Annotated in this window: 24 protein-coding genes and 1 pseudogene; 18 read left to right on the forward strand and 7 right to left on the reverse strand. The window is 69.1% G+C overall.

The features are described 5' to 3' along the window. Positions 1 to 18 precede the first annotated feature (18 nt). The 6 genes from NGK62_RS24830 to NGK62_RS24855 all read right to left on the reverse strand — a co-directional run bounded on the left by NGK62_RS24830 (position 19) and on the right by NGK62_RS24855 (position 5,932). Positions 19 to 978, reverse strand: a complete 960-nt coding sequence (locus tag NGK62_RS24830) for a proline dehydrogenase family protein (protein WP_251880780.1) — start codon at positions 976 to 978, stop codon at positions 19 to 21. Positions 979 to 1,051: 73 nt separating this feature from the next. Next, positions 1,052 to 1,954: a DMT family transporter gene (locus NGK62_RS24835; protein ID WP_059380563.1), complete on the reverse strand. Its 903-nt coding sequence runs from the start codon at positions 1,952 to 1,954 to the stop codon at positions 1,052 to 1,054. 157 nt (positions 1,955 to 2,111) lie between these two features. Continuing rightward, positions 2,112 to 3,362, reverse strand: a complete 1,251-nt coding sequence (locus NGK62_RS24840) for a D-amino acid dehydrogenase (RefSeq protein ID WP_059380562.1) — start codon at positions 3,360 to 3,362, stop codon at positions 2,112 to 2,114. A 108-nt stretch (positions 3,363 to 3,470) separates the two neighbouring features. Next, positions 3,471 to 3,908, reverse strand: coding sequence for an Rrf2 family transcriptional regulator (locus NGK62_RS24845; RefSeq protein ID WP_251880782.1), 438 nt, complete (start codon positions 3,906 to 3,908; stop codon positions 3,471 to 3,473). Between the two features lie 61 nt (positions 3,909 to 3,969). Then, positions 3,970 to 5,187, reverse strand: coding sequence for an NO-inducible flavohemoprotein (gene hmpA, locus NGK62_RS24850; RefSeq protein ID WP_059380560.1), 1,218 nt, complete (start codon positions 5,185 to 5,187; stop codon positions 3,970 to 3,972). Between the two features lie 88 nt (positions 5,188 to 5,275). Next, positions 5,276 to 5,932, reverse strand: a complete 657-nt coding sequence (locus NGK62_RS24855) for a 4'-phosphopantetheinyl transferase family protein (protein ID WP_251880784.1) — start codon at positions 5,930 to 5,932, stop codon at positions 5,276 to 5,278. Between the two features lie 112 nt (positions 5,933 to 6,044). Here NGK62_RS24855 and NGK62_RS24860 point away from each other — a divergent pair, with 112 nt between their 5' ends. The 16 genes and pseudogenes from NGK62_RS24860 to NGK62_RS24935 form a co-directional block, all read left to right on the forward strand. After that, positions 6,045 to 6,770: a beta-ketoacyl synthase chain length factor gene (locus NGK62_RS24860; protein WP_059380558.1), complete on the forward strand. Its 726-nt coding sequence runs from the start codon at positions 6,045 to 6,047 to the stop codon at positions 6,768 to 6,770. After that, complete coding sequence (locus NGK62_RS24865) at positions 6,767 to 7,606, forward strand: lysophospholipid acyltransferase family protein (RefSeq protein WP_223283414.1); 840 nt, start codon at positions 6,767 to 6,769, stop codon at positions 7,604 to 7,606. Before NGK62_RS24860 ends, NGK62_RS24865 begins: the two co-directional genes overlap by 4 nt. A 4-nt stretch (positions 7,607 to 7,610) precedes the next feature. Next, on the forward strand, positions 7,611 to 7,871 hold the full coding sequence (locus NGK62_RS24870; protein ID WP_059380556.1) for a phosphopantetheine-binding protein: 261 nt from the start codon (positions 7,611 to 7,613) through the stop codon (positions 7,869 to 7,871). A gap of 17 nt (positions 7,872 to 7,888) precedes the next feature. After that, complete coding sequence (locus NGK62_RS24875; RefSeq protein WP_013392999.1) at positions 7,889 to 8,143, forward strand: acyl carrier protein; 255 nt, start codon at positions 7,889 to 7,891, stop codon at positions 8,141 to 8,143. Then, on the forward strand, positions 8,140 to 8,688 hold the full coding sequence (locus NGK62_RS24880; protein ID WP_251880786.1) for a COG4648 family protein: 549 nt from the start codon (positions 8,140 to 8,142) through the stop codon (positions 8,686 to 8,688). Before NGK62_RS24875 ends, NGK62_RS24880 begins: the two co-directional genes overlap by 4 nt. 3 nt (positions 8,689 to 8,691) lie before the next feature. Then, positions 8,692 to 10,392: an ApeI family dehydratase gene (locus tag NGK62_RS24885; protein WP_251880788.1), complete on the forward strand. Its 1,701-nt coding sequence runs from the start codon at positions 8,692 to 8,694 to the stop codon at positions 10,390 to 10,392. Continuing rightward, entirely contained in the window at positions 10,379 to 11,131 is a 753-nt protein-coding gene (locus NGK62_RS24890; RefSeq protein ID WP_118933737.1) for a glycosyltransferase family 2 protein, read from the forward strand. Before NGK62_RS24885 ends, NGK62_RS24890 begins: the two co-directional genes overlap by 14 nt. After that, the gene (locus NGK62_RS24895) at positions 11,128 to 12,051 is read left to right on the forward strand and encodes a lysophospholipid acyltransferase family protein (RefSeq protein ID WP_251880790.1); all 924 of its coding nucleotides are present in this window, start codon (positions 11,128 to 11,130) and stop codon (positions 12,049 to 12,051) included. The genes NGK62_RS24890 and NGK62_RS24895 overlap by 4 nt, the downstream gene beginning before the upstream one ends. Further along, complete coding sequence (locus NGK62_RS24900; RefSeq protein WP_251880792.1) at positions 12,044 to 12,487, forward strand: acyl-CoA thioesterase; 444 nt, start codon at positions 12,044 to 12,046, stop codon at positions 12,485 to 12,487. Before NGK62_RS24895 ends, NGK62_RS24900 begins: the two co-directional genes overlap by 8 nt. Further along, a complete protein-coding gene (locus NGK62_RS24905; RefSeq protein ID WP_251880794.1) occupies positions 12,484 to 13,101 on the forward strand; it encodes an outer membrane lipoprotein carrier protein LolA in 618 nt (205 codons plus the stop codon). Before NGK62_RS24900 ends, NGK62_RS24905 begins: the two co-directional genes overlap by 4 nt. Next, the gene (locus NGK62_RS24910) at positions 13,085 to 15,445 is read left to right on the forward strand and encodes an MMPL family transporter (protein ID WP_251880795.1); all 2,361 of its coding nucleotides are present in this window, start codon (positions 13,085 to 13,087) and stop codon (positions 15,443 to 15,445) included. The genes NGK62_RS24905 and NGK62_RS24910 overlap by 17 nt, the downstream gene beginning before the upstream one ends. A gap of 15 nt (positions 15,446 to 15,460) precedes the next feature. Beyond that, positions 15,461 to 16,711: an NAD(P)/FAD-dependent oxidoreductase gene (locus tag NGK62_RS24915; protein WP_251880797.1), complete on the forward strand. Its 1,251-nt coding sequence runs from the start codon at positions 15,461 to 15,463 to the stop codon at positions 16,709 to 16,711. An 8-nt stretch (positions 16,712 to 16,719) separates the two neighbouring features. Beyond that, entirely contained in the window at positions 16,720 to 17,274 is a 555-nt protein-coding gene (locus NGK62_RS24920) for a DUF3261 domain-containing protein (protein WP_251880799.1), read from the forward strand. Beyond that, positions 17,271 to 18,470 (forward strand): beta-ketoacyl-ACP synthase, encoded by a 1,200-nt coding sequence (locus tag NGK62_RS24925; protein WP_251880801.1) that lies wholly within the window; start codon positions 17,271 to 17,273, stop codon positions 18,468 to 18,470. The genes NGK62_RS24920 and NGK62_RS24925 overlap by 4 nt, the downstream gene beginning before the upstream one ends. Beyond that, complete coding sequence (locus NGK62_RS24930) at positions 18,467 to 18,922, forward strand: hotdog family protein (protein ID WP_251880802.1); 456 nt, start codon at positions 18,467 to 18,469, stop codon at positions 18,920 to 18,922. Before NGK62_RS24925 ends, NGK62_RS24930 begins: the two co-directional genes overlap by 4 nt. Next, positions 18,919 to 19,041 (forward strand): annotated as a pseudogene (locus NGK62_RS24935) (SDR family NAD(P)-dependent oxidoreductase); the annotation flags it as partial. The gene NGK62_RS24930 and the pseudogene NGK62_RS24935, both read left to right, overlap by 4 nt. Before the next feature lie 168 nt (positions 19,042 to 19,209). Here NGK62_RS24935 and NGK62_RS24940 read toward each other — a convergent pair. Next, positions 19,210 to 20,295: an IS5-like element ISPst12 family transposase gene (locus tag NGK62_RS24940; protein WP_251880955.1), complete on the reverse strand. Its 1,086-nt coding sequence runs from the start codon at positions 20,293 to 20,295 to the stop codon at positions 19,210 to 19,212. Positions 20,296 to 20,382: 87 nt separating this feature from the next. Here NGK62_RS24940 and fabG point away from each other — a divergent pair, with 87 nt between their 5' ends. Further along, positions 20,383 to 20,985: a 3-oxoacyl-ACP reductase FabG gene (fabG, locus tag NGK62_RS24945; protein WP_353506924.1), complete on the forward strand. Its 603-nt coding sequence runs from the start codon at positions 20,383 to 20,385 to the stop codon at positions 20,983 to 20,985. Next, complete coding sequence (locus tag NGK62_RS24950; RefSeq protein ID WP_251880804.1) at positions 20,985 to 22,208, forward strand: beta-ketoacyl-ACP synthase; 1,224 nt, start codon at positions 20,985 to 20,987, stop codon at positions 22,206 to 22,208. Before fabG ends, NGK62_RS24950 begins: the two co-directional genes overlap by 1 nt. The last annotated feature ends 22 nt before the right edge of the window (positions 22,209 to 22,230 follow it).

Below are 22,230 nucleotides of genomic sequence, written 5' to 3' on the forward strand. Positions count from 1 at the left end.
TACGTGTGCGTGGGGCGCCTAGCCGAAGTAGCTCTGGTCCGAGGTCAGCGTGCGGGCCAGCAGCCATGCGTTGCGGGGATTCTCGCCCACGCGGCGCACGGCATATGGCCACCAGTCGCCGCCAAAGGGCAGATAGACCCTGACGTTATAGCCCAAACGGCGCAGCGCGAGCTGCCAGTCCGGCCGCACGCCGTAGAGCATTTCGAATTCGAAGGCTTCGGGCGGCCAGCCGCGCTCCCGCGCCAGCGCCAGGATGGCGCCGGCCAGGCGGTCGTCATGGGTGCCGAAGACGGGCTGGAAGCCGGAATCCAGCGCCTCGCGCGACAGCATGATGGCGGCGGCGTCCAGATAGGCCTGGTCGATGCGCGCGCGGCCGGCGTGGTCCAGCGCGCGCTCCGGAAACGCGCCCTTGACCAGCCGCAGCGACGTGCGCTGGCGAATCGCCCAGGCCAGGTCCTGCGGCGTGCGGCGCCGCTGCGCCTGTAGCGTCAGGCCTGCCGGTATGCCGGCTTGCAGCAGTTCGCGGTGCAAGGCGCAGGTGCGGTCGCAGATGGAGGAATCTTCCATGTCCAGCACCATCCAGTCGCGTCCCAGGCCGACCGTCCGGCGCGCCGCCAGGCCGATGCGCCGGGCATTGTCGCGGCCCAGCGCATCGTCGCGCATATAGCCGATGGCCGTGGGATCGACCGACACGTGCACGTCCAGCCCCGCATGCTCCAGCGCCCGGCAGGCGTCGAGCGCCTGGGCCACGTTTTGCTCGATGGCCTGGGGATCGTCCACGTATTCGCCCAGGTAGAAGAGCGAGGCGCGGATGCCGTGCGCCTCGCGCAGCCTGGCGGCCGTGCGGACCGCAGCGTCGACGTCCGCGCCGCCGACGAAACGGGCCGCCAGCGACGTGCGGGCCGCCATGGCCCGCATCGCCCGTCCCACGCCCGGGCTGCGCGCCAGCGCGATCGCGGTTCTCTGGAACATGCTCATGGGCTCTCTCCCTATAAAGAGAGCCACTGTGCCGGTGCGGCGCGCGCCCGTCTTGAACGCCAGTGAAAACTGCCTAATCCAGCGCCAGCCCGCGGGCGCGACCGAACAGCGGGCGCTGCACCGTCTGCGCCAGCAGCACGCCGGCCAGCGTCACCGCGCCGCCCAGCAGGTGGTACAGGTGCAGCTGCTCGCGCAGCATGACGAAAGCGGCCAGCGCGGTGAACAGCGGCAACAGGTTGATGAAGATGCTGCAGCGATTGGGCCCCAGCCGCTGCACGCCTTCGATCCACAGGAAGGACAGCAGCACCGACGAGAAGATGCCCGCGTACAGGATCAGCGGCACCGTGTTCATGTCCAGCGCGGCCTGCGCCGCCGGCACGCGCAGATACAGCGGCAGCATGTAGAGCAGCGCGAAGATCGATTGCACGAAGGTGGACTGCCAGGCCGGCAGCGGCACCTTCCAGTGGCGCAGCAGCACGCCGTACAGCGCATAGGACAAGGCGGCCAGCAGCATCAGGCCGTCACCGACGTGGATGCCGTGCTGGAACACGCTCAGCATGTCGCCCTGGCCCACCAGGTACAGCAGGCCGAGGAACGACAGCGCGCCGCCGGCAGCCATGCCCAGGGTCAGCGGATCGCGCAGGATCACCACGCTGAGCAGCATGCTCAGCAAGGGAATCAGCGCGGTCAGGATGGCCATGTTGGTGGCGGTGGTGGTTTCGGCTGCGCGATAGGACAGCGCCTGGAACACTGCCGACGACAGGGCGCCGTACAGCGCCAGCTTGGGCCAATGGCGCAGGATGGTCTTGCGGTTGCGCCAGGCCGGGCCGGCCGTGAACAGGCCCATCAGGAACAGGGCCAGCACCAGCCGGTAGAAGGTGATGGCGGTGGGTGAGATGGCGCTGGCGGCCATCTTGGAGACGATGACGTTGCCCGCCCAGAACAGGATGGCGAACAACGGAAACAAGTAGGACATGGTGGTTGCGCTCGGAGGATGAGAGATGGCCTCCTGCCGCCTGCGGCGCCCCTTTGGGGCGACGCAGGCGGCAGGAGTATCGCTATCCTATTGAGCGCGATCCGGTCCGTCTGCCGATGAAAAGGCAGCCACTATCGCAAAATGGACATCGCCCGTATCAGGGGCGGAACGGCGCCGGATCCAGCGGCAGCTCCAGCCCGCCCATCTGGGCCGTCAACAGCGCGGCGCTGCCGCAGGCCAGGGTAAAGCCCAGCGCGCCCTGCCCGATGTTCAGCCACAGGTTGTCGGCGGCATGGCTGCGCCCGATCAGAGGCTTGCTGGTGGGGGTGGCCGGACGCAGCCCCGCCCAAGGTACTGCCTGGCGCAGGTCCAGCGCCGGAAACGCCTCGTGCACCTGGCGCTTGAGCAACCCGATGCGCGCCGTGTCGATGCCGGCATCGGCGCTGCCGATGTCGACCATGGCCGCGATCCGCAGCACGCCGCCGACGCGGGCGTAGACGATGCGCCTTTCGTAGTCCGTGACGCTGATGCGCGGCGCCACCGAGTCGTCGTCCTCGGCCAGCGGCACGCTCAGGCTGTAGCCCTTCAGGGGATACAGCGGCACGTCATGGCCCAGCGGTTTGAGCAGCGTGCGCGTGCCGATGCCGGTGGCCAGCACGATGGCGTCGGCGCCGATGTCGCCATCGCGCGTGTTCACCGCCACGATGCGGCGCCCTTCGCGCTGCAGGCCGGACACCGGATTGGACATGGCGCATTGCACGTTGGCCATGGTCTGCAGGCGGTCGAACAGCGCCTCGGTGAACTGGCGGCAGTCGCCCGCCTCTTCGCTGGGGGTGTAGATGGCCCCGGCCAGGCTTGCGCCCATGCCGGCCAGCGCGGGTTCCAGCGCCAGCGTCTGGGCGGCGTCCAGCACCTGCTGTTCGGCGCCGTGGTCGGCCTGGTACGCCACCAGTTCGCGCGCCTTGTCCAGCAGGGCCGGACTGCGGTAGGCGATGAGCTTGCCGTTCTTCAGATGGCCGAAATCCAGGTCTTCCTGCTCCAGCAGCGAATGCATGACGTCCCGGCTCAGATAGGACAGGCCAGCCAGCTGGACCGTGGAAGCCTTGGCCACCGAGGCCCGGCACGCCAGCGCGAATTGCAGGCACCAGCGCCATTGATGGGGATCCAGCCTGGGCCGGAAACGCAGCGGGGAATCCTCGCGCAGCAGCCAGCCCGGCACGCTGGGCAGCACGCCGGGACCGGCCAAAGGCGCCACGTAGCTATAACTGAGCTGGCCGCCATTGGCGTAGCTGGACACCTCGGCCGGACGCGCCTGGCTGTCCACCAGCACCACGTCATGGCCCTGGCGCGCCAGGAAATAGGCCGACGTGACGCCCACGACGCCAGCGCCGATTACGCAAACCCGCATACTCTTAGATCCAGAAAGACAGGGACACCGCGCTATTCTGGGACGCGCCCCGCCCGTCCGGCAAATGCCAAACTCCGCAGGGTCCATAACAAAACATCATGCCCCGCCTCAGGCGGCGCGGTGCAGCTTGATGATGGCGGCGGCCGTGGGGTCGCGCACCAGATCGGCCAGGGTGTAGCCGTTAAGCGCCTCGTAGAAGGCCTGCAAGGTTTGCGCCAGCACGCCGGACAAGCGGCACGCACCGTCCAGCGCACAGGGAGGCTCGCGGCAGTCGATCAGCGGCCCCTGCTGCTCCAGCTGCCGGATCAGGTCGCCCAGCCGGTAGCGGTCGGCGGCCTGCGACAGCCGCAGGCCGCCGCCCTTGCCGCGCGAGGTGCTGACCCAACCCTGCTGCGCCATGAAGTGCACCACCTTCACCAGATGATTGCGCGACACGCTGAAGCGGTCGGCGATCTCCGGAATGGTGACGGCGGCGGACCGGTCGCGGCATTGCGTCAGGTACATCAGGACGCGCAGGCCGAAATCGGTGAATCGGGTCAGTTGCATGGCAGGGACGAAAGGAATGGGCGCTGGCGGCCCGGAAACTCAGGCCGCCAGGATACACCGCTCAGGCGGGCGCGCCGCCGCTGCCAAAGGCTTCGGCATGGATGCGGTCCGCGGGCACGCCCAGGCCGGTCAAGGCCTCGCGCTGCGCGCGCATGAAGCCGGCCGGGCCACACAGGTAGTAGTCCGCGCCAGGCACGATGACTTCGTCGCGGATGGCGTTCAGGTCCACCCGGCCAGCGTAATCGTAGTCGCGGCCCGGCTGGTCGCCGTGGCCGACCTCCTCGTAGAACACGGCCTTGCGCACGTTGGCGCGTTCGGCGGCGATGCTGTTGACGTGATCGCGCATGGCGTGGACCGAGTTGTTGCGGCAGCCGTGCACGAAACGGATCTGGCGCTCGTCGTTCAACCCCACCAGATGGTTCAGGATGGAGACCATGGGCGTCAGGCCCACGCCGCCGCTCAGCAGCACCACCGGCGCGCTGCCTTCGTCGCGCAGATGGAAATCGCCCTGGGGCGGCGCCACGTCCAGCACCCCGCCCTCTTCCAGGCGGTCATGCAGGGCATTGGAAACCCGGCCGGCCGGCGTATCGGCGCCAGCCGCTTCGCGCTTGACCGAGATGCGCAGGCGGTCCTGGCCCGGCGCGTCGGACAGGCTGTACTGGCGCGGCTGCATCAGGCCCAGTTCGGGCACGAACACGCGCACCGACACGTACTGGCCGGGGCGGTAGGCGGGTACTTCGCCGCCATCGGCCGGCGCCAGGTAGAAGGACGTGATCTCGGCGCTTTCGCGCTGCTTGCCGACCACGCGGAACGCACGCCAGCCGGTCCAGCCGCCCGGCTTGGCGGCCGACTCCGCGTACAGGCGCGCCTCTTCGGCGATCAGCAGGTCGGCCAGTTGGCCGTAGGCCGCGGCCCAGGCAGCCACCAGTTCTTCCGTCGCCGCCTCGCCCAGCACTTCGCTGATGGAGGCCAGCAGATGCTTACCCACGATCTGGTAGTGCTCGGGCCGGATGCCCAGGCTGACATGCTTGTGCACGATGCGCGTCACCACGGGCATCAGCACCGAGGGATCGTCGATGTGCTCGGCATAGGCCGCGACCGCGCCGGCCAGCGCCTGCTGCTGCTCGCCGCCGGCTTGGTGACCTTGATTGAAGACATGCTTGAGCTCGGGGTTGTGCTTGAACATGCGGGCATAGAAATGCTTGGTCAGCGCAACGCCGTGCGTCTTGAGAACGGGCGCCGTGCCCTTGACCAGGGCGCGGATTTGGGGACTCAACATCAACTGCTCCTTGTGGCGCGATCGGAATCGCCATTAAACATGCATTTATAATACATCTTTAAATGCCCGCTGAAAAACACCAGCCGATTCAATCCGGTCCGGAAGTCCACCCGCCCAGGATGGCAAGCGGCGGTAACACGCAATCGGCCCCGGCGCGCCATTGGGGTCGCGCTGCGTCGTCAGCCGGTCCGCGCCACGCCACGGACGCGATCCAGTCCTCGCCCAGGCGCCACGAACAGGCGCGCCACCGCCCCGGCGGCGCACGCAGGCGCCACCCCGCCTTGCCGTCGAACGCCAGGCCCACTGTGGCCATGTCTGCGGGGAAATCCAGTCCGGCCGCCTTGATGAAGGCTTCCTTCAGCGTCCACAAGAGATAAAAGCGTTCCAATTGGGCTGCGCCTTCCAGGCCGGCCAGCGCGGCTTGCTCGGCCGGCGCGCATACCCACTCGGCCAGGCGCAGGACCTCGCGCGGCCGCACCCGCTCCAGATCGGCGCCCAGTTGCCACCCCAGCGGGGCGGACGCGCAGACCGCGTGACCGCCGCTATGGCTGAGCGACAGGGTTGCACGCGGCATGGCCTGCCTGGCGTCCTGCAGCAGCGCCCTGCTGACCCGCCAATCGACCTGGGCCTTCGAACTGCGCAGCGCCGGCGCACGCGCGGCGTCCGCGGCCGACAGGTCCTGGCTGCGGTAGCCAGCAGCGGCGCCTTTGTCTGCCCACCAGATTAAAAGTTCCTGAACGCTCACGGGAGAAAGTAACAAATAGCAAGCTTAAGTGTAAGAAATACTGGAAATATTGTGTATTATGTAACGTTTTAAATCAAAATGGCCTGACATCGCCATAGTAGAATCGCGCGCTATGTTGACGTTTTCGATCGCGCAATGGCAGGGTTGGGCGCAAGGAATCGATGGCCCCAGCGACTGGTTGAAATGGGCCGAACATCCGTTCTGCCCGATCGGAAATCAGAATCCGCCCCGCCTGGACTTCCTGCCTCCCTTGCAACGCCGCCGCCTGAGCCCGCTGGCTCGCGGGGTGTTCGAGTGCGCGTGGCCGTTGGCCGAGGGACGCCCGCCCATGCCGCTGGTATTTGCCTCCCGCCATGGCGAAACCACCCGCAACTTCGGCCTGCTGCAAGCACTGGCGGCGGACGAACCCTTGTCGCCCACGGCCTTCGGCCTGTCGGTCCACAACGCCATCGCCGCGCAGTGGTCGATCATACGCCGCGAAACCACCGAATCCGTGGCCTTGTCGGTGGAAGACGACGGCCTGGAGCATGCCTGCATCGAAGCGTCGATGCTGTTCGACGCCGGCCACCAGGACGTGCTCGTGGTGCTGGCCGAGGAACGGCCGCCCGCGCCTTACGCCCCCTGGATGGATGACGCGCCCTACGCTTATGCGGTCGCCCTGCATCTGCAGCCCGGCGCCGACTGGACCTTGGCCCTGGCTCCGCAGGCGCCCGATGCCGCCCGCGGCGCGCAGGCCTGGCCCAATCCCCTGAACCTGCTGCGCCACCTCCTGCTGCGCACGCCCGGCTGGCGCCACGCCAACCGCTCCCGACTATGGAACTGGACACGCACGGCATGACGAGCGCCACACCACCGCGGCAGGACTTCTGGCTCTGGCGTCTGTTCGCCACCGGCATGGCCTTCACCCTCTTCGGGCTGGGCGGCGTGCTGCTGCGCGTGCTGGTGTTCCCGCCGCAGCGCTTGCTGCCCGGCGACAAGGCGGACCGCCAGCGCCGCGCGCGCGGCGCGCTGAACGGCACCTTCCGCCTGTTCATCCGTTTCATGGTCCGAACCGGCATCCTGACCGTGGAATTCAAGGGCGCCGAACGTCTCGGCAAGCCCGGACAGATGATCCTGGCCAACCACCCTTCGCTGTTGGACGTGGTGTTCCTGGTGGGCCACGTCAAGAACGCCAACTGCATTGTCAAGCACGGCCTGGCCACCAACCCGTTCACCCGCGGCCCGGTGGCCAATGCCGGCTACATCACCAACGACGAAAGCTTCGACATGTTCGACCGCGCCGCCGACGTGCTGCGCGCGGGCGAGACCCTGATCGTCTTTCCGGAAGGCACGCGCACGCCGCGCGACGCCATGCCGCGCTTTCATCGCGGCGCCTGCGCCATCGCGCTGCGCGGCGCGCGCGTGGTCACGCCCGTGGTCATCAGCATGAATCCCCGCAGCCTGACCAAGGGCGAGCCCTGGTACCGGATTCCGCCCTGCCGCATGCGCTACGTGATCCGCGTGGGCGAGGACATCGATCCCGCCGCCTGGAGCGGCGCGCACCCGCTGCCCATCGCCGGACGCAAGATGAACGATTACCTGCACGCCTATTTCGAAGCCGAGCTGGCGCCCGCCGCGCCCGCCGGCGCCATCATGAATGAACAACCGCCCCAGGCGGTGGAAGTGGAGTCCTGACCGGATGAACCAGCTGGAATTTGAACTCAAGACCCTCGTCATCGAATCGCTGGGCCTGGAGGACATCGCGCCCGACGATATCGACAGCGATGCCCACCTCTTCGGCGACGGACTGGGACTGGACTCGGTGGACGCCCTGGAGCTGGGCCTCGCGCTGCAAAAGCGCTACGGCATCACCATCGATCCCGAAACGCGCAACATGCGCGAGCATTTCGCCAGCATCGCCAAGTTGGCCGAGTTTGTCGGCGCCCAACGCCGCGCCTAATGGATATGGAGTCCAGGATGCATACCCGCGACGAAATCTTCAATACGCTGCGCGGCGCGCTGGTCGAACTGTTCGAGATCGAACCTGAACGCATCACGCCCGAAGCGAACCTGTACACGGATCTGGAGATCGACAGCATCGACGCCATCGACCTCATCGACCACGTGCGCCGCCAGACCGGCCGCAAGCTCGACGCCAACGACTTCCGCACCGTGCGCACGGTCGAGGACGTGGTGCAGGCCATGTGCCAGAAACAGGACCCCGCCGCATGAGACGCGGCGTGGCGGCAGCCCTGGCCGTGGCCGGCATCGCCTATCCCTTCGCCGTCCACGCGGCGCTGGGACGGGTGAGCCCCGCCTGGCTGGCGCTGCCGCTGGCCCTGCTGTGGCTGGCGCGCGGCCTGACCGCGGATGCCGCCCGGCCGGGCGCGCGCCTGCTGCCCGCCGTGGCGGTGGCGTTCTGCCTGATCCTGGCCATCTCGAATTCGCAAGACTGGCTGCGCTGGTATCCGGTGCTGGTCAACGGCATGATGCTGGCGATCTTCGGCGCCAGCCTGCGGCGCGGCCGCCCCGTGATCGAACAACTGGCCCGCCTGCGCCATCCCGACCTGCCGCCTGAAGGCGTGCGCTACACCCGCAATGTCACCCGCGTGTGGTGCGCCTTCTTCGCCCTGAACGGCAGCGTGGCCGCGGCGCTGGCGGCCTGGGGCCCCTGGAGCTGGTGGACCGCCTACAACGGCGCCGTGAGCTATGTCCTGATGGGCCTGCTATTGGCGGGCGAATGGCTGCTGCGCCCCGCCGCTGCCAAGGCGGCGTAAAGCATGGCCTGGACCGATCTCTCGCAGCTGCTGCTGCCCGCCCCGCCTGACTTGGCCGGCGCCCTGGTCGCCGACGAGCCGCCGCTGACGCGCGAGGCCTTTGCGTGCGCCAGCCTGCAGGCTGCGGGCGCCTTGCAGGCCAGACAGTTGCGGCGCGTCGCGATCTGGTTCGAGGACGCCGCGCAGATGGCCGTCGCCCTGTTCGCCTGCTGGCGCGCCGGCGCGGTCGCGGTGCTGCCGGGCGATGCCCAGGCGCAGACCTGCGCCATGCTCGACGCCACGGTGGATGCCTGGCTGAGCGACACCGAACTGCCGCTGCCGGCGCAACGGCTGTGCCGGCTGGCCGACCTGCAAGGCCACGCGCCGCTCGCGCCCGCCGAACTGGATTCCGCGTTGACGCTGGTACTGTGCACCTCGGGATCCAGCGGCACGCCCAAACATATCGCCAAGCACTGGCGGCAACTGATGGAAGAAGTCCGCGCGCTGCAACGGCAATGGCCAGATGCGCGCGGCCCCGTGCTGGGCAGCGTATCGGCGCAGCACATGTACGGCCTGCCCTTCAGGGTGCTGTGGCCGCTGTGCGCGGGACGCCAGCTGGACCGGCCGCAGCGCCTCTATCCCGAAGAACTGCAGCAGGCCAGCCTGCGCCATCCGGCCTGCACCTGGATCGCCAGCCCCGCGCTGCTGCGCCGCCTGGGACAGCGGCTGGATTGGAACCAGTTGCGTGGCCGCCTGACCCGCATCCACTCCTCCGGCGGCGAACTGCCCGCCGAGGCCTCCGACCATATCGCGCAGCACCTGGGCCTGCGCCCCAGCGAGATCTACGGCAGCTCCGAAACCGGCGCCGTCGCCTGGCGCGAAGGCGACAGCCCCTGGCAGCCGCTGCCAGGCGTGGCCGTCGAACTGAACGCCGAAGGCGCCCTGCGCGTGCAATCGCCCTGGGTCAACCCCGCCGAGGCGCAGACCGCCGACGGCGCGGAGCTTGCGCATGGCGGTTTCCGGCTGCTGGGGCGCCTCGACCGCATCGTGAAGATCGAGGAAAAGCGCATTTCGCTGCCCATGCTGGAACAGGCGCTGGCGCGCCATCCCTACGTTGCCGAAGCGCGCCTGGGCGGTCTGGCCGGGGCCACGCGCCTGGCCGCGCTGGTCGCCCTGTCGGCGCGGGGCCTGCATGCCTTGCGCAACCAGGGCCGCAAGGCGGTCGTGGACGCCCTGCGCGCGCATCTGGCCGCAGGCTTCGAATCGCTGGCCATTCCGCGCACCTGGCGCTTCTTCGCACAGCTGCCCGCCAACGCCCAAGGCAAGCTGCCGCGCAGCCTGTTCGACGCCGCCGCGGGCGCCCGGCCGCTTGCGCCCGAGGCGGTGGAACTGCCCCGCCCGTCGGAGCACGAACGCCGCTATGCGCTGGAAATTCCCTACGACCTCGCCCATTTCAGCGGCCATTTCCCCACGGCTCCCGTTGTGCCCGGGGTGGCCCAGATCGGCTGGGCCATGTCGCTGGCGCAACGCGACCTTCATCCCGAGCTGCGTTTCGCCGGCATGGAGGCGCTGAAATTCCAGCGGCTGCTGCGTCCGGGCGATACCGCCATGCTGGCGCTGAAATGGGACGCCGCGAAGCAGAAGCTGTATTTCACCTACACGGTCAACGACGCGCCCTGCTCGTCCGGCCGCATTCTGCAGGCAGGCGGCCATGCCCCCGCATAAGCTCTGCGCGCTCATTCCCGTGTACAACCACGGCGCCACGGTCGCCGCGGTGCATGCGCAGCTGGTGGCGCAAGGCTTGCCCTGCGTGCTGGTGGACGACGGCTCCGAGCCGTCTTGCGCGGCGGCGCTGGATGCGCTGGCGACCCAGCCGCATACGCATCTGCTGCGGCGCGCGGTCAACGGCGGCAAGGGCGCGGCGGTGCAGGACGGGCTGCGCGCGGCGGCGGCGCTGGGCTATACCCACGCCTTGCAGGTCGACGCCGACGGCCAGCACGCCCTGGCGGACGCGGCGGCCTTCGCGGCGGCCTCCCGGGCCCGGCCCGACGCCCTCGTCTGCGGCGCGCCGCTGTATGGCGACGATGTGCCGCGCAGCCGTCTCTACGGCCGCTGGCTGACGCGCGTGTGGGTCTGGATCAACACGCTTTCGCTCGACATCCCCGACGCCATGTGCGGTTTCCGCGTCTACCCGCTGGCCGCGGCGCTGCCCGTGATCGACGGCGCGCGCGTAGGCCGGCGCATGGATTTCGACATCGCCGTCCTGGTGCGCCTGCACTGGCGCGGGGTCGCGATGGTGTGGCTGCCGACGCGCGTGGCCTACCCGGAAGACGGCATTTCCCATTTCAAGGGCCTGCGCGACAACCTGCTGATCAGCCGCATGCATGCGGGCCTTTTCTTCGGCATGCTGGCGCGCTCGCCGGCGCTGCTGTGGCGCAGGCTTGCCGGAGGTCCGCGTCCATGAACGCCGCCGATCAGCATTGGGCCGATCAGCCCGAGCGCGGCAGCGCCCTGCTGATGCGCCTGACGGCCTGGGCCGCGCGCACCCTGGGCCGCCGCCTCGTCGCGCCCGTGGTCTGGCTGGTCGTGCTGTATTTCTATGCCAGCGGCAGCCGCGCCCGGCGTTCGATCGCGGCCTACCAGCGCCGTCTGGCGCAATCCGGCGCGCTGGCCGAGCCGCTGCCGCGCCGCATGCCGGTCTACCGCCAGTACCTCGCGTTCGCCAACGCCATCCTCGACAAGCTGGACGTCTGGCAGGGCAAGATCACGATGGCCCATCTGGACATCGCCGACCCTGACGGCCTGCATGCGCAAATGGGCAGGAACCGTGGCCAGATCCTGGTCGGCTCGCACCTGGGCAATATCGAGGTCTGCCGCGCGCTGGCGGCGCAAAGCGGCACCTTGAAACTCAATGTGCTGGTGCACGACAAGCACGCGGTTCATTTCAACCGCCTGCTGCACGAGGCCGGCGGCGGGCTGCGCATGATCCAGGTCAGCGAGCTGGATGCTCCCGCCATGCTGGACCTGGCGCAGCGCCTGGACCGCGGCGAATGGCTGGCCATCGCCGGCGACCGCGTGCCGCTGCAGGGCGACCGTTGCACGCCCGTGGACTTCCTGGGCGCCAGCGCGCTGCTGCCGCAAGGCCCCTGGCTGCTGGCCGGCCTGTTGCGCTGCCCGGTCAACCTGCTGTTCTGCACGCGCCACGGCGCGCGCTACCGCGTGGCGATGGAACGCCTGTCGGACGGCATCGAATGGACGCGCGCCACGCGCCAGGCCCGCATCGCCGAGCTGGCCCAGCGCTACGCCGACCGCCTTGCCGCGCACTGCCGCCTGGCGCCGCTGCAATGGTTCAACTTCTACCCTTTCTGGAAAGACGATGCGTAAACGGGGCGTCATCGGCGCTGAAGTCGAAATCCGCGTGCCCTTCTTCGACGTGGATCCCCTCAACGTGGTCTGGCACGGACACTACGTCAAATACCTGGAACAGGCCCGCTGCGAGCTGCTGGACCTGCTGGAGCACAACTACGACGCCATGCGCGCCAGCGGCTACGCCTGGCCGGTCATCGACCTGCATCTGCGCTATGCCCAGCCCGCGCAATTCGGCCAGCGCCTGACGGTGCGCGCCGAACTGGTGGAATGGGAGCACCGGCTGAAGATCAACTACCTGATCCTGGACGCCGCCAGCGGCCAGCGCCTGACGCGAGCCACGTCCGAACAGGTGGCGGTTTGCATCCAGACCCGCGAAATGCAATTGACCTCGCCCGCCGCGCTGGTCGACGCCGTGCGGCGCAAGCTGCAATCGATGGAGACGCCCGCATGACGCGCCGCCTGGTTTTCATGCGCCGCCTGTGCGCCCTGCTGGCCCTGGCCCTGCTGCCCCTGGCCGCCCGCGCCTTCGACCTGGCCGATCTGCAAACGCAACTGAACGCCACGCCTGTCGTGCGCGGCCATTTCGTGCAGCAGAAGTTCCTGCGCTCGCTACCGCAGCCGCTGACCAGCCGCGGCGATTTCACGCTGGCGGCGGGCAAGGGCCTGCTGTGGCTGCTGCGCACGCCGATCGCGCAGGACCTGCGCATCGACGCCCGCGGCATCTCGCGGCGCGACGAAGCCGGCAAATGGCAGGCCCTGCCGCAACACGCCGGCGCCGGCCGCGAGAACCGGCTGTTCCTGTCCGTGCTGGCAGGCGACACCGCCGGGCTGCGCGAAAACTTCGACCTGGCGCTCAGCGGCGACGCCGATGCCTGGCAGCTGCTGCTGACGCCGCGCTCGGCGCTGCTGCGGCAGATCTTCGACAACATCCAGATCAACGGCGGCAAGCTGGTCGACCGCATCGAGCTGCGCGAGACGCAGGGCGACCGCAGCGTGCTGCAGATGACGGATGCGCAGGCCGCCCAGGCCCTGACCGCCGAGGAGCAACGTGCGTTCGCCGATTGAGCGCTGGCTGCCGCGGCTGTTCAAGCTTGGGCTGCTGCTGATTCTCTGCGCCGGCGCCTGGCAAAGCCGCCATGGCTGGCCGGTGTCGGCCAACCTGATGGAGCTGGTGCCCCAGGCCGGCGCCGACGCCACGCGCCAATTGGCCGAGGCCCGCATCCAGGAACCCCTGTCGCGGCAGCTCATCGCGCTGGTCGCGGCTCAAAGCGCAAACGCCGGCGCGGATGCGACAGCCCCCGCACGCCTGCTGGCGCAGCGCTGGACCGACAGCGGCCTGTTTTCTTCCGTGCAGGTGGAACTGCAAGTCGACGTGCCCGCGCTGCGCGCGCAACTGCTGGCGGGCCGGCTGGCCATGCTCCCTGCGGCCGACCGGCATCAGCTCGAGACCGATCCTGCGGCCTACGCCCAGCGCCGCGCGCGCGAACTCTCCGATCCGTTTTCATCTTCGGGCCTGGTGCCGGCGGACCAGGACTGGCTGGGCCTGACGCGCCGCGCCGAACAGGCGCTGCGCCCGGGCGGCGCGGTGCAGTACGACATGGGCACGGGCACCCTGCAGGCCGAACACGCCGGCAGGCGCTGGATGCTGGTGCGCGCCGAAACCCGCGGCGATGCCTTCGATGCGGCCGCGCCCCAGCAAATCGCCGCGCAACTCGAACAGGACCGCGCGGCACTCGGCGCGGCCGGCGCCGAGCTGCTGGTGGCGGGCGGTCCCCTGTACGCGGCCGCGGGCCGGGCGCAAGCGGTTGCCGAAAGCAGCTGGATCGGTACCGGCGCCACCATCGGCATCGTGCTGGTCCTGCTGCTGGCGCTGCGGCGCGTGCGCGCGCTGCTGGCTTTCGTGCCGGTCGCCGTCGGGCTGCTGACGGGCGCGGTGGCCTGCGTGGCGGTGTTCGGCTCCATCCATGTCCTGACCCTGGTGATCGGCGCCAGCCTGATCGGGGTGGCGGTGGATTTCCCCATGCACTGGCTGGGCAAGAGCTATGGCATGACCGACTGGCAGGCCTGGCCCGCGCTGCGGCGCGTCCTGCCCGGGCTCACCATCAGCCTCGCCGCCAGCCTGGTCGGCTACGTCGCGCTGGCGTTCACGCCGTTTCCCGCGCTGACGCAGACCGCGGTGTTCTCGGCCGCTGGCCTGCTGGGCGCCTACGCCTGCACCGTGTGCCAGTTGCCGGCCTGGATGGACGGCTGGCGGCCCCGCCCCTGGCAGCCGCTGCTGCGCTTTGCCGAGGCCGCGCTGCGCGCGCGTCAGCGCCTGGCCGGACGCCGCGCCGCGCTCTGGCTGGGCGCCCTGGCCCTTATCGCCGCCACTGCCGGCGGCATCAGCCGGCTGAGCATCCAGGACGATCTGCGGCAGTGGCTCAGCCTACCCGCGCCCTTGCTGCAGCAGGCCCGGCAGATCGGCGAAATCACCGGCTTCATGCCGACCAGCCAGTTCTTCCTGGTGCGCGCGCCCGACGCGGACGAGTTGCTGCGCAGGCAGGCGCGGGTGTCGCAGGCGCTGGACGCGCTGGTCGCGCGCGGCGATCTCGCCGCCTACAACGCCTTGAGCCAGCTGGCCTCGCCCACCGCCGACCAGAAGGCGCTGGGCGCGACGCTGGCCGGCCTGGCCGCACAGCCTGACGCCTGGAAGCCGCTTACCGACATCGGCATCCCCTACGCGGCCTTGCGCCAGGAACTGCAGTCCATGGCCGCGCTGCCGCCGCAGGCCATCGAGGACGCGCTGCAAGGCCCGCTGGCGGAGCGCTGGCGGCCGCTGTGGCTGGGCCTGCGCGACGGCCAGGCCGCGGGCATGGTGACCTTGCTGGGCCTGCGCGACGCTTCCGCGCTGGAGGCCATCGCCCAGGTTGCGCCGGACGTCACGCTGGTGGACCGCAGCGGCGAACTGAACCGCATGTTCGCGGCAACGCGCATCGAAGCCGCCGAACTCAAGCTGCTGTCCTATGGGGTCGCGGCGCTGTTGCTGCTGCTGACCCTGGGCCGCGCCGCCGCCTGGCGCATCCTGGCCGTGCCGCTGGCGGCCACCGCATGCAGCCTGGCCGCGCTGGGCTACCTGGGCCAGCCGCTCACCCTGTTCAGCCTGTTCGGCCTGCTGCTGGTGTCGGCCATCGGCGTGGACTACGCCATCTTCATGTACGAACGGGTCGCGGGCGCGGCCGCCAGCCTGGTCGGCATCCTGCTGGGCGCCGCCACCACACTACTGTCCTTCGGCCTGCTCGCCGTCAGCCACACGCCCGCCATCGCCAACTTCGGGCTGGCGGTCGCGCTGGGCGTGGCCTTCTCGCTGCTGTGGGCGCCATGGATCAATCCGCCGCGCGCCGTCGCGCCGCATCCTGCTTTCAATAACTAAAAGGACATCTCCGGCATGGAACATCGCGAAGTTGTAGTCATCGGAGCGGGACCGGCAGGCGCGGTCGCCGCCGCCCTGCTGAAGCGCCAAGGACATGACGTCCTGATGCTGGAGCGCCAGCAGTTTCCGCGCTTTTCCATCGGCGAAAGCCTGCTCGCCCATTGCCTGGAGTTCGTGGAAGAAGCGGGCATGCTGCCGGCCGTGCAGGCCGCCGGCTTCCAGGTGAAGAACGGCGCCGCCTTCGCCTGCGGCGAGCGCTACACCCACTTCGATTTCCGCGACAAGTTCAGCCCCGGCCCCGGCACCACGTTCCAGGTGCAGCGCGCGCGCTTCGACCAGGTGCTGGCCGACGATGCCGCCCGTCAGGGCGTGGAAGTGCGCTATCTGCAAGAAGTGACGGCAGCCGATTTCAGCAGCGCCGACGGCCCCTTGCTGGACGTGCGCAGCGCTGACGGCACGTCCTATCAGGTGCGGAGCCGGTTCGTGCTCGATGCCAGCGGCTACGGCCGCGTGCTGGCGCGCCTGCTGGACCTGGAGCGCCCGTCGTCGATGCCGCCGCGCAAAGCCATCTTCACCCATATCGAGGACCGCATCGACGATCCCGGATTCGACCGCGAAAAGATCCTGATCAGCGTGCATCCGCAAGAACGCGGCATCTGGTACTGGCTGATCCCCTTCTCCAATGGCCGCTGCTCGTTCGGCGTCGTGGGCGGCGAGAGGCTCTTTGGCAGCCCCGGCCAGGATCTGATGGCCACGCTGCGCGAGATGGCCGACGCCGCCCCCAATCTCAAGCGCGTCCTGAAGAACGCGGTCTGGGACACGCCCGCCAATACCATCGGCGGCTATTCGGCCAGCGTGACGCAGCTGCACGGCCCCGGCTATGCGCTGCTGGGCAACGCGGCGGAATTCCTGGACCCGGTCTTTTCCTCGGGCGTCACCATCGCCCTGCGCTCGTCCAAGCTGGCGGCCGACGCGCTGCACCGCCATCTGAGCGGCGCGCAGGTCGACTGGCAGGCCGAGTTCGCCGATCCGCTGATGGTGGGCGTGGAGACCTTCCGCGCCTATGTCCAGGGCTGGTACAGCGGCGAATTCCAGGACGTGGTCTTCTACGAGAACGCGCAGCCCGAGATCCGCCGCATGATCAGCTCCATTCTGGCGGGCTACGCCTGGGACCAGAACAACCCCTTCGTCGCCAACCCGCAACGCCGCCTGCGCATGCTGAGCGAGCTTTGCCGCGGCGCCGAAGCGCAGCCGCTGCCCGCCTGATCCCGACCATGGCCGCCGCCCGCTCCTCCTTCCTGTCCGCCGCACGCGCGTTGGGCGCGCTGTTGACGCTTGCCCTGCTGGCCGGCTGCGCAGGCACGCCGCCCCTGCCGGCGCGGGACGCGGACTTCCCGCTGCCGCGCCAGCTCCACGTGGTGCAGTCCGCCGCCGGCCAGCCCGCGCTGGACGCGCTCTTGGTGGTGCAGCGCGAAGGCGCCGCCTTGCGCTGGTCCCTGTTCGATCCCATGGGCGTGCCGCAGGCGCGGCAGATGCTGGAACAGGGCCAATGGCGCAACGACGGCTTCCTGCGGCCCAATGCCCAGGCGCGCGATCTGTTCGCCGCCCTGATCTTCGCGTGGACGCCCGAAGCGCAGCTGGATGCGGCCTACGGCGCCGGCAACTGGCGCGCCAGCCGCGAGGGCGATGCCGTACAACGCGAACTGCTGGACCGGGGCCGTCCGCGCTGGAGCGTGCGCTGGCCGCAGGCCGCGCAGGCCGGCACGTTCACCGTCACCACTGCCGACCAGGTCACCTGGCGGATCTCGCCTTTGAAGGAGCAGCCATGAACACCTGGTTGGGTACGCCCGGCGTGGTGTGCGCGCTGGGCGCCGGCATCGACGCGGTAGCTCGCGCCGCCTTCGCCGGCGACACCTCGGGCATGCGCCCGCAGCCGGATTGGGTCCATGGCCGCACGCTGACGCTGGGCGGCCATGCGGACGCGCTGCCGCCCATCCCCGACACGCTGCCCGCCCATCACCACAGCCGCAACAACCAATTGCTGCTGGCCGCCGCGTTGCAGATAGAACCGCAACTGCGCGCCGCCGTGGCCCGCCATGGCGCCCACCGCGTCGCCGTGGTGCTGGGCACCAGCACTTCCGGCGTCAACGACAATGCGCCCGCCTTCCGGCAGCTGGCGGCGCAGGGCGCATGGCCAGACAGCTACGACTACCGCCGCCAGGCGCTGTCGTCTCCCGCCGCCTTTTTCGCGGACTGGCTGGGCGCCACCGGCCCCGCCTATACGCTGTCCACGGCCTGCACCTCCAGCGCCCGCGCCCTGCTGTCCGCGCGCCGCCTGCTCGCCGCGGGCCTGTGCGACGCCGTGGTCTGCGGCGGCGCGGACACCCTGTGCCGCCTGACCATCAACGGCTTCGCCACGCTGGAAGCCATCGACGACACGCTGTGCCTGCCGTTCTCGGCCAACCGCCGCGGCATCAACATCGGCGAAGCCGGCGTGCTGTTCCTGATGGAACGCGAACCGGCGGCTGGCCCCTGCGTGGCGCTGCTGGGCGGCGGCGCCAGTTCCGACGCCTGGCATATGTCCGCGCCCGAGCCCAGCGGCGCCGGCGCGCGGGCGGCCATGCAGGCCGCGCTGCAATCGGCCGGCGTGGACGCGGACAGCATAGGCTGGGTCAATCTGCACGGCACCGGCACCCTCCACAACGACGCCATGGAAAGCCAGGCCATGCACGCCGTCTTTCCGCAGGGCGTGCCCTGCGCCTCGACCAAGGCGCTGACCGGCCACGCGCTGGGCGCGGCAGGCGCGCTGGAAGCGGCGCTGGCCTGGGCCACGCTGTCGCCCGGCAATGCCGCAGGACGGCTGATGCCCCACGTCTGGGACGGGCAGCCTGATCCCGCGCTGCCGGCGCTGGATTTCAGCACCGCGCAGCACCGCTACGCCCAAGGCCGGCCGCGCCTGGCCATGAGCAATTCCTTCGCCTTCGGCGGCAACAACGCCAGCCTGATCCTGGGAGCCCAAGCATGACGACCTGGCCAGTATCCAGCCTGCTGCCGCACGCCGGCGACATGATCCTGATCGACGAGGTCTGCAGCCACGACGCCGACAGCCTGACCGCGCGCGCCGTGGTCAAGCCCGGCCCCTACTCGCTGCCCGACGGCTCATTGCCGCCGTGGCTGGGCATGGAGCTGATGGCGCAGGCCGTGGGCGCCTGGGCCGGCTGCCAGGCGCGACTGGCGGGCGAACCCGTCAAACTGGGCTTTCTGCTCGGCACGCGGCGCTACGAAAGCCATGCCGACGCGCTGCCCGCCGGCGCCAGTCTGACCATACACGCGCGCCGCGGGCTGGTCGACGCCAGCGGCATGAGCGTCTTCGAATGCGAACTGCGCGACGACGCGCGTCTGCTGGCCGAGGCCAGGCTGAACGTCTATCAGCCCAAGGACCCCGCCGCTTTTATCCAGGAAGAATCACCCGAATGAGCGCTGCCCCCATACTCGTAACCGGCTCGAGCCGCGGCATCGGCCGCGCCATCGCGCTGGCCCTGGCCGACGCCGGCCACGACCTGGTGCTGCACTGCCGCCAGCAGCTCGACCAGGCGCTAGCAGGCCGTTGAAAAACTCGGCTTCAACTGCCCCAACCCGTCCGGTTTGGCGCTTTTTCAAGCGCTTTGGCCTAACGGAGTCCACACAAGGCCTGACTTCAGGCCTTTTTGACAGGTTTCAGCACCACGTTCACGCCTTTCGGCGTTTTTTGGGCGTAACTCGCCCTATACATGCGATCCTCGCCACCAACCCGACAGGCTACCCAGTCGGATCAGGTTGTAGACCGAGAAACCCAGCAATAACTGAGCACTCAGCTTGGCGCGACCGATCAGCTTGGTCTTGCGCAGGCCGCCAACCGTCTTCAGCCAGCCAAAACCTTCTTCGATCCGCTTGCGGATCTTCTGGCTGGCGGCATACCCCGGATGCCGCGTGGTGCGCCCATCGATGGCGCTGCCCTTGCGCTTCTGCGCCACATGCGGTGTCACTTTCAGCTCGCGCGCCCTCTGCACGAAACGCTTCTGGTCGTAATTCTTGTCTGCACCTACCGTGCTGCCCGGCTTGGCCGTGCGCTCCAGCATCTCCAGCGCCGCCTCTACCTCGGCACGTCCATTGAACTCGGTGCATTCCACATCCACGATCAGACCGTTGCGGTGCTCCATCATCGTGTGGGCGATGTGCGCGAGGCGACTGGCATCGACATTGCTCTTGCGCGCCAGCCGGGCCTCGGGATCGCTGGTCGATTGGTGGGTCGCGTTGCTGCGCTTCTCGCCCTTGAAGTCGGCATCGGGGTTGCGCGTGCCATCCTCCGGTGGGTCGCCGCCATCCTTCTTGATAAAGGACTTGTGCGAGGCCCAGGCGTCGATCAGCGTGCCATCGACGCTGAAATGCTCGTTGCTGGCGTACTCGGACCATGCGGCCAGCGACTTGATGCGCTGGAAGAACAGCCGCGCTACATCCTGGTTGAACAAGCGGTCACGGTTCTGGCTGAAGGTCGAGTGATCCCACATGCGCTCGTCCATCGACAAGCCGACGAACCAGCGAAACAGCAGGTTGAAATCAATCTGCTCGACCAACTGCCGCTCGGAGCGAATGGTGTAAATCACCTGCAGCAACGAGGCGCGCAGCAGCCGCTCCGGCGCAATCGAGGCCCGTCCCAGGGTGGAGTACAGCCCGTCGAAGTCCCGATCCATCGAAGCCAGAACGGTATCGACCAGGCCTCGCAGGGGACGCAGCGGGTGATCGTTCGGGATGCGCTGCTCCAGCGTCGTATAACTGAACAGCTCGTTTTGTTTGAGGTCGAGTCCACGCATCGGCTTGGGCTGGCTTCGGCAGAAGAGGATGGCCGCCATTTTGCCAGAGCCACGCGGGCTCTGGCTTTTTTCAACGGCCTGCTAGCCGTGCAGGCCGAGGTCCAGGCCCGCGGACGCCAGGCGCGCGTGCTGCAATTCGACGTGGCGGACCGTCAGCAATGCGCCGCCGCCCTGCAGGCCGACATCGACGCCCACGGCGCCTACTACGGCGTGGTCCTCAACGCCGGCCTGACCCGCGACGGCGCGTTCCCCGCCCTGACCGGCGACGATTGGGACCAGGTGCTGCGCACCAACCTGGACGGCTTCTACAACGTGCTCAGTCCGCTCGCCATGCCCATGATCCGCCGCCGCGCGCCGGGCCGCGTGGTCTGCATGGCGTCCGTGTCCGGCCTGATTGGCAACCGCGGCCAGGTCAACTACAGCGCTTCCAAGGCCGGCCTCATCGGCGCCGCCAAGGCCCTGGCCGTGGAACTGGCCAAGCGCCAGATCACCGTCAACTGCGTGGCGCCGGGGCTGATCGACACCGACATGATCGACGAGCACGTGCCGGTCGAGGAAATTCTGAAGGCCGTGCCCGCGCAGCGCATGGGACGGCCCGAGGAAGTGGCCGCCGCCGTCGTGTTCCTGATGTCTCCCGGCGCCGCCTACATCACGCGCCAGGTCATCGCTGTCAACGGAGGACTGTGCTGATGAAACGCGTCGTCATCACCGGCATGGCCGGCATCAGCGCGCTCGGCAATGACTGGGCCAGCGTGCAGCAGGCGTTCCAGACGGGCCGCAGCGCCATCCGCGTCATGCCCGACTGGTCGCGCTACGCCGAACTGAACACCCGCCTGGCCGGCCCCATCGAGGACTTCCGCACGCCCGCGCACTGGACCCGCAAGCAGTTGCGCAGCATGGGACGGGTTTCCCAGCTGGCGGTGCGCGCCGCGGAACTGGCGCTGGACGACGCGGCGCTGCTGGGCGATCCGCGCATCGCCGACGGCCGCATGGGCGTGGCCTGCGGCTCCTCGGTGGGCAGCACGGCGGAAATCCGCGCCTTCGGCAACATGCTGCTCAACGGCGTCACGGACGACCTCAACGCCAACTCCTACGTCCGCATGATGCCCCACACTACCGCGGCCAACGTCGGCATCTTCTTCGAGCTGAAGGGCCGCATCATCCCGACCTCCAGCGCCTGCACCTCGGGCAGCCAGGGCATCGGCTACGCCTACGAAGCCATCCGCTACGGCCGCCAGGAGCTGATGCTGGCCGGCGGCGCCGAAGAGCTCTGCGCCAGCGAAGCCCTGGTGTTCGACGCGCTCTATGCAACCAGCCAGAAAAACGACACGCCCGAACTCACGCCCCGCCCCTACGACCGCGACCGCGACGGCCTGGTGATCGGCGAGGGCGGCGGCATGCTGGTGCTGGAATCGCTGGACCACGCGCTGGCGCGCGGCGCGCGCATCCACGCGGAGATCGTCGGGTTCGGCAGCAATTCGGACGGCACCCATATCACGCGCCCCGAAGCCAGCACCATGCGCATCGCCATGGAAATGGCGCTGGCCGACGCCAACCTGCCGCCGCAGGCCATCGGCTACGTCAACGGCCACGGCACCGCCACGGAACAGGGCGACATCGCCGAAACGCAGGCCACGCACGGCCTGTTCGGCAGCCGCATGCCCATCAGTTCGCAGAAGAGCTACCTGGGCCATACCCTGGGCGCCTGCGGCGTGCTGGAGTCGTGGTTCAGCATTGAAATGCTCAACCGCGACTGGTACGCGCCCACGCTCAATCTGCGCAACGTCGACCCGCGCTGCGGCGAACTCGACTACCTCACCGAGGGCCGCAGCATGAACAACGAATATGTCATGAACAACAACTTCGCTTTCGGCGGCATCAACACGTCCTTGATCTTCCGCCGCTGGCGCTGATGTCCGCCACCCCCGCGTTTTC

Source organism: Achromobacter sp. Marseille-Q4954 (assembly GCF_943737025.1).
Taxonomy (GTDB): domain Bacteria; phylum Pseudomonadota; class Gammaproteobacteria; order Burkholderiales; family Burkholderiaceae_B; genus Achromobacter; species Achromobacter bronchisepticus_A.